This is a genomic window from Calothrix rhizosoleniae SC01, from assembly GCF_900185595.1.
Classification (GTDB): Bacteria; Cyanobacteriota; Cyanobacteriia; order Cyanobacteriales; family Nostocaceae; genus Calothrix_A; species Calothrix_A rhizosoleniae.
The window spans coordinates 1-6,484 of the sequence record NZ_FYBH01000074.1; the positions used below are offsets into that span (position 1 = coordinate 1).

At 41.9% G+C, this 6,484-nt stretch carries 7 protein-coding genes; 3 read left to right on the forward strand and 4 right to left on the reverse strand.

Going from position 1 to position 6,484, the window contains the following annotated elements:
• Positions 1-21 precede the first annotated feature (21 nt).
• Positions 22-669 carry a dTMP kinase gene (gene tmk / locus CALSC_RS04390; RefSeq protein ID WP_088240195.1) on the reverse strand — a complete coding sequence of 216 codons (648 nt, stop codon included), beginning with the start codon at positions 667-669 and terminating at the stop codon, positions 22-24.
• A gap of 69 nt (positions 670-738) precedes the next feature.
• Here tmk and CALSC_RS04395 point away from each other — a divergent pair, with 69 nt between their 5' ends.
• From CALSC_RS04395 to CALSC_RS04405, 3 genes are all read left to right on the forward strand, one after another.
• Positions 739-1,329: a DUF2808 domain-containing protein gene (locus CALSC_RS04395; RefSeq protein WP_088240196.1), complete on the forward strand. Its 591-nt coding sequence runs from the start codon at positions 739-741 to the stop codon at positions 1,327-1,329.
• Between the two features lie 134 nt (positions 1,330-1,463).
• On the forward strand, positions 1,464-1,775 hold the full coding sequence (locus tag CALSC_RS04400; RefSeq protein WP_088240197.1) for a hypothetical protein: 312 nt from the start codon (positions 1,464-1,466) through the stop codon (positions 1,773-1,775).
• Positions 1,776-1,975: 200 nt separating this feature from the next.
• Positions 1,976-3,703, forward strand: a complete 1,728-nt coding sequence (locus tag CALSC_RS04405) for a succinate dehydrogenase/fumarate reductase flavoprotein subunit (RefSeq protein ID WP_088240198.1) — start codon at positions 1,976-1,978, stop codon at positions 3,701-3,703.
• A gap of 171 nt (positions 3,704-3,874) precedes the next feature.
• Here CALSC_RS04405 and rpiA read toward each other — a convergent pair whose 3' ends face one another.
• The 3 genes from rpiA to CALSC_RS04420 form a co-directional block, all read right to left on the reverse strand.
• Entirely contained in the window at positions 3,875-4,582 is a 708-nt protein-coding gene (gene rpiA, locus CALSC_RS04410; protein ID WP_088240199.1) for a ribose-5-phosphate isomerase RpiA, read from the reverse strand.
• A gap of 375 nt (positions 4,583-4,957) precedes the next feature.
• Entirely contained in the window at positions 4,958-5,779 is an 822-nt protein-coding gene (locus tag CALSC_RS04415) for an SDR family NAD(P)-dependent oxidoreductase (protein ID WP_088240200.1), read from the reverse strand.
• The coding region (locus CALSC_RS04420) for an enoyl-CoA hydratase/isomerase family protein (RefSeq protein ID WP_088240201.1) at positions 5,779-6,484 on the reverse strand (706 nt) is incomplete at its 5' end. The genes CALSC_RS04415 and CALSC_RS04420, both read right to left, overlap by 1 nt.

Genomic DNA, 6,484 nt, shown 5'->3' on the forward strand with positions numbered 1-6,484 from the left:
GGTCAAAAAAAATTGCCCTATCTACATAGTAATGTACCCCCAAGATTGAAGTTTATTCTTCAGAACTTCTTGAATATTTTCTTGTACTGCTTCCCTAGTCAAACTGCCATCTATCCTGATAATGATGTGTGGTTCAGATGTGGCTAAGGCAGTGTATCCAGCTTGTACTCGATGATGAAAATCTATTTTTTCTTGTTCAATTCGGTCAAATATATCACCATCTCCACGCTTGCGATTTAACCCCACCTCTGGGTCAACATCTAGCCAAAAAGTTAAATCGCTTTCTAATCCTTCCGTAGCAATAGTGTTAAGTTGTTCTATTAAACTTGTATCAAGACCACGACCGTAACCTTGGTAAGCGATCATAGAATAAATATAGCGATCAGATAAAATTAATTTTCCTAATAAAAGATTGGGTTTGAGTAATTGTTCCACATGCTGGGAGCGATCTGCTGCATACAATAATAACTCTGTGCGATCGGCAATAGGTTGGTTATCTGTTTTATTTAATAATAGGTGTCGTATATGTGACCCTAATTCAGTACCCCCTGGTTGACGAGTCATCAATGTTGGGATATTCAAGCTCTGTAACCATTGATCACAAAGTTGCATTTGAGTGGTTTTACCACAACCTTCTACCCCTTCAAATATGATTAATTTTCCCTTCATCTAAAAACCTCTAGGACTTGGGAAGTTGTATCTACAGTTGTACATATATCAATTTTTGGATAATTTCTCATGTATAACATCAGATATATCAAATATATAGAATTATTATTCGCCACAACCTTAATTGGAACAATTTTCATAAAGGGTTTTAGTGCCTTGCCAACTCAGGCAGTTCAACTGCGAGATGGTAAAGTGTATTTTGTTCAACCACCTCGTCTAGTTAAGGTGATAACTACCTACAACCGTGTTCGAGTTTCAGGAGTGAGATATTACTTTACCATTAGTCTGCCAGAGAATGCGGGAGAACCCCTACAAAAAGTAACAATTAACCAATATCAAGGTCTGGAAAACATAGATTTTCGCTTAAAAAAGACTATTAGTTTTGTTGGCACCCCTTCCCGTCGAGGTAAAAAAATTCCTCTCCAAGATGTCACTAGAGATAAAAAAAGTCGAACAGTATCAATAACATTTGACCCTCCAGTTTATCCAGGAACAACTATTACTATTGGCTTGAAACCATACTACAATCCCATGCATGGTGGTATTTATTTATTTGGTGTAACTGGCTTCCCTGTAGGTGAAAAATCTCATGGACAATTTATGGGTTTTGGACGTTTACATTTTTATGGTTATGATAGAGGCTATTTTTTCTGGCGATAAACTTGTCTCAATTTTCCAGATTTTTGCCAATTGTAAAGCGATATTACGAACCTTTCAAAAATATTTAGAAATCGTCTAAAAACCCAACATCGCTTTTAATGTAGAAACTAAAGGAACGAGAGGCGAAAATTAAAATGATTAATATGCAAAAGTATCGATTTGTCTGTACTCTGACTTTTGGAGATATATATGGTCAAATAATAGTTTGGCTAGTTACAATTACCTTAAGTTTAGCTTCTGCATTAGCATTAATGGGAGCGACTAAACCTGTTTATGCTTTGGTTACAGTAGGCTTGATTGTATTGTTATCCCTACCGTTCTTGCTATTTGCTTTTGTGACTACACTGTTAAATCACATTGAATTACTTCCTTTTGAAGCTGCGACTAAAAAGGATGCTATGTCTCGATCTATTCCCCAGAATACTCCTTTAGAAGCAACTAGTTAAGCTGAATAAAGGTGAACATGAGTAAGGAATAAGTTTATAAATCTACACAAATTACTAACCGGCAATTAACGGTGTTATCTCAAACCTTCAATTTATGATTGCAATAGCATCCCTGTTATTGAACAGGGATTTTTATTTGCAGATGGAATCGAATAAATTTTTAATATATAACAATGCTGATTGGCGATTAGGGGTTAACTATGGTTGATTTTGATGTGGTTATTGTTGGTGGTGGCTTAGCCGGTTGTCGGGCGGCATTGGAAATTGCTCGCACCGATGCTAGTTTAAAGGTGGCTGTAGTTGCGAAAACCCATCCGATTCGTTCTCATTCTGTAGCAGCTCAAGGTGGTATGGCTGCAAGTTTAAAAAATGTGGATTCTGCTGATAGCTGGGAAGCACATGCTTTTGATACAGTCAAAGGTTCTGACTATTTAGCGGATCAGGATGCTGTAGCAATTTTGACACAAGAGGCCGCAAGTGTAGTAATTGATTTGGAACACATGGGGGTATTATTCTCCCGTTTAGATGATGGTCGTATTGCTCAAAGGGCTTTTGGTGGACATACCCATAACCGTACTTGCTATGCTGCAGATAAAACTGGTCATGCTATTTTGCATGAATTAGTCAACAATTTGCGGCGATATGGGGTGCAAATTTATGAGGAGTGGTATGTGATGCGCCTGATTTTGGAAGATGGACAGGCAAAGGGCTTAGTAATGTATCACATTCAGGATGGGCAAATAGAAGTAGTACGGGCAAAGGCTGTCATGTTTGCGACTGGAGGATATGGTCGAGTATATAATACTACTTCTAATGATTTTGCCTGTACAGGGGATGGTTTAGCAATGACAGCAATGGCTGGTTTGCCCTTGCAAGATATGGAGTTTGTGCAGTTCCATCCCACAGGTTTATATCCCGTGGGAGTATTGATTTCCGAAGCAGTACGAGGAGAGGGAGCCTATTTAATTAATAGCGAAGGCGATCGCTTTATGGCAAACTATGCCCCTAGCCGTATGGAGCTTGCTCCCCGTGATATTACCTCCCGAGCAATAACTACGGAAATTCGTGCAGGTAGAGGTATAAATGCAGACGGTAGTGCCGGAGGTGCTTTTGTCTATCTAGATTTACGGCACATGGGTAAGGAAAAGATTATGAGCCGTGTTCCTTTTTGTTGGGAAGAAGCACATCGTTTAGTAGGTGTGGATGCAGTACATCAACCCATGCCAGTCCGTCCCACCATCCATTATTGTATGGGTGGGATTCCTGTGAATACTGAAGGTCGGGTGCGTGGTGGTGATGATAGTTTAGTCGAAGGATTTTTTGCCGCCGGGGAAAGTGCCTGTGTTTCCGTACACGGAGCTAATCGTCTAGGTAGCAATTCCCTATTAGAATGTATAGTTTATGGACGTAGAGCTGGTGCTGCGATCGCTGAATATGTCCAGAATCGCAAGTTACCTGCTGTAGACGAGCAAAATTACATCCAACAGGCACAGCAAACCATTCAAACTGTGTTAGAACAAACAGGAAATTACCGAATTAATCAAGTTCGTCAAGCTTTCCAAGATTGTATGACCGAATACTGCGGCGTATTTCGGACCGAGGATATATTGCATTCAGGATTTGAAAAGTTACAAGAAATACAACAACAATATTCGCAAATTTACTTAGACGACAAAGGTAAATGTTGGAATACAGAAATCATTGAAGCTTTGGAATTACAAAGTGTGATGGTAGTAGGGCAAATGATTATGGCATCTGCTGTTAATCGCCGGGAAAGTCGGGGTGCACATTTCCGTGAAGATTATCCCCAGCGAGACGATAGCAATTTTCTCAAGCATACGGTGGCATATTATTCCCCATCCGGCGTTGATATCCAGTCTCGTCCCGTGACAATTAACATGTTTGAGCCCAAGGAGAGGAAGTATTGAGATAGGGAGTGGGGGAGTGAGAGAGTGAGAGATTGGGGGGAGCATAGACGATGTGTGTCTATAATTTTAGGAATATATAATCTCAAAGTTATTTCCCTAATATTCCTTCACTCCATCACTCCTTCATTCTTTCCCTCCATCACTCCATCATTCCTTCACTCCCTCACTCTTCTACATCTCCCGTACCAGAGGCTTACCATCCTTGACTTCGCCAATTAGTACCACATCAGCACAATTGACGAAAATGCCATTTTCTAGCACCCCAGGAAGATTGTTGAGTACTTTCTCTAGATTCACAGGGTCAGGGATATCATCAAATCTAACATCCACGACTAAGTTACCCTGATCTGTAACCACAGGGCCAGCTTTTTTCACACCCATACGCAGTTCTGGTTTACCACCCAATTTTGTCAGAGCATTCATTACCGGCGTAACTGCCATGGGAATTACTTCTACCGGAACTGCAAATACAGAACCTAGTTTGTTGACTACTTTTCCAGAATCCACCACCACCACAAATTGATTGGCGAGGTAATCCACTACCTTCTCGCGGGTATGTGCAGCACCACCACCTTTAATCAAATTCTTTTGGGGATCGACTTCATCTGCTCCATCAATGGCAATATCAATATGGTCAATAGCATCTAAGGTAGTTAGAGGAATACCATACTGTTTGGCGAGAACTTCCGCTTGAAAAGAAGTAGGGACACCAACAATATCCTTCAGTTCGCCAGATTGCAGACGCTCTCCAATAAACTGAATTGCATAAGCTGTAGTTGACCCCGTACCCAAACCCACAATCGAATTTGATTTTACTAGGGCGGCGGCGGATTTGCCGACTTCTTGCTTCATCAACTTGACGGGATCTGCTGCGCTCATTCCCAAAAAACTCCAGAAAAATGACTATAGTCCATCTTAAGTGGGAAGGTGTAGAGGAGGGAAGGAGTGAAGGAGGGAAGGAATGTAGATAGGGCTGAGAAGGTTAACATGCTTAAGGACTATGGAAACAAGGTATTGTCGTTTAAATGGTATTCCAAACAAGGTGATTAGCCCCAGCAGCGTAACACATCTTGGATCGCAGTAGCTGTATCTTTTATTGCTTGTTCTTCACCCAAGGTAAATAACTTGAGTTCGGGTTAAGTAGATTGTCGTAAAGTCCATTCCATATAAAGGCTGGGCTTCTTAGGCTGAGTGCTAGTGCTAGAAAGGTTCTAATATTAATTCTCATTTACTTGTTGAATGCACCACCAATGTCTAAGCTAAAATCCCCTCAATCACACGTACAATTTCTTGGCATTTTTTTGTATCAAGTGCATCAGGATGAGGAGAGGCAAACTGGCCTGAATCATTGTCGAAATACTTTCCTGAAGCAGTTTTGAATTCATCCGTCAATGCTGCACGAGTAAGTATTTCTGCCCCGATGCGGATATCACTGCCGGTCACCCCAAAAGCCTGTTTCACCATTTTGCTGCCTAGCATTGAACCAGGGTTAATGGCGATGATTGTAGGACCGCGATCCTTAAGAGAAAGTGCTAGACTGCGCGACCACATTGTAAGCGCCAGTTTGCTTTGTGCATAAGCTGCTCTATCGAGTAGCTGGATTCGTCCAGACAGTGCTTCTGCTTGGACGGTCGATTGAGCAGCGGAGGACAAATTAATCACCCGTCCTGAAGTACCGAGCAGTGACAATAGCCTTTGTGTAAGCAGATAGGGAGCGATCGTATTGACAGCAAAGCGTACATCAAGCCCATCCTGGGTAAAAGTATCGGGCGCATTATAAACGCCTGCATTATTGATTAGCACATCAAGTTTAGAGTGCTTTTCTGCCACAGCCTTAGCAAGCACCTCGACATTGGTCATGAGAGATAGATCGGCCAAGTAGATTTCAACACGTCCGCCACCCTTGAGTTCAAGAAGTGTTTTTTGTACTTTTTCGAGTTTTCCTAAATTACGACCATGCAATAAAACATCGTGCCCCTCTGAAGCTAAAAGCTTGGCTGTTTCTAAGCCGATACCGTCGGTTGAACCGGTAATGAGAATGGTAGCGTTGCATATTTTTTTTCTAAGAATTTTCATTATTCGATTTCCTGAATAGCAATCACCCCTTGCTCCCAACTACGCTGGTTCTCCATATCATTTTGCAAGCCTTTGTCATCTGCGACTTGAAAACGCTTAATCGCTGGTGTTTTACTTGTTGCTTGATAGAGCCAGTAAGCTTCTTCTCTAAGGGCATCTTCGATTGGCTTGTCGATTGAAGCGTAAACAGCCTGCTTACAAGCATTAATCGAATCAGCGGGGAAATGGGCGATGCGTTTTGCCAATTCATCTACATAAGCACTAATCTTGTCCGCATCGAGAGCTTTATTAATAGTGCCATAGGCTTGTGCTTCATCTGCATCAAAATCACGCGCACTTAAAATAATTTCCAATGCACGTCCCAGACCTACCTGACGAGCCATGCGTGATGCACCACCTCCACAAGGCAGGATGCCCATACCAACTTCCATCTGCATAAATTTTGCCTTGCCACGAGCTGCAAAGCGCATATCGCAAGCCAGCGCAAATTCATGACCGCCACCGCGTGCGAACCCTTCGATTTTGGCGATAGTCGCTTGTGGCAGTTTACTAATACGCTCCAGCGTGGTTTGTAAATAGAGCAATTTCACCTCGTCAAGTGATACTGCTGTTGTAGACATGTCTTTGAGGAAATTCGTGTCAGCATGGGCGACAAAAATCTCTGGGTGTGCAGACTGGAAAACAACAACCTTGACATTGTGATCG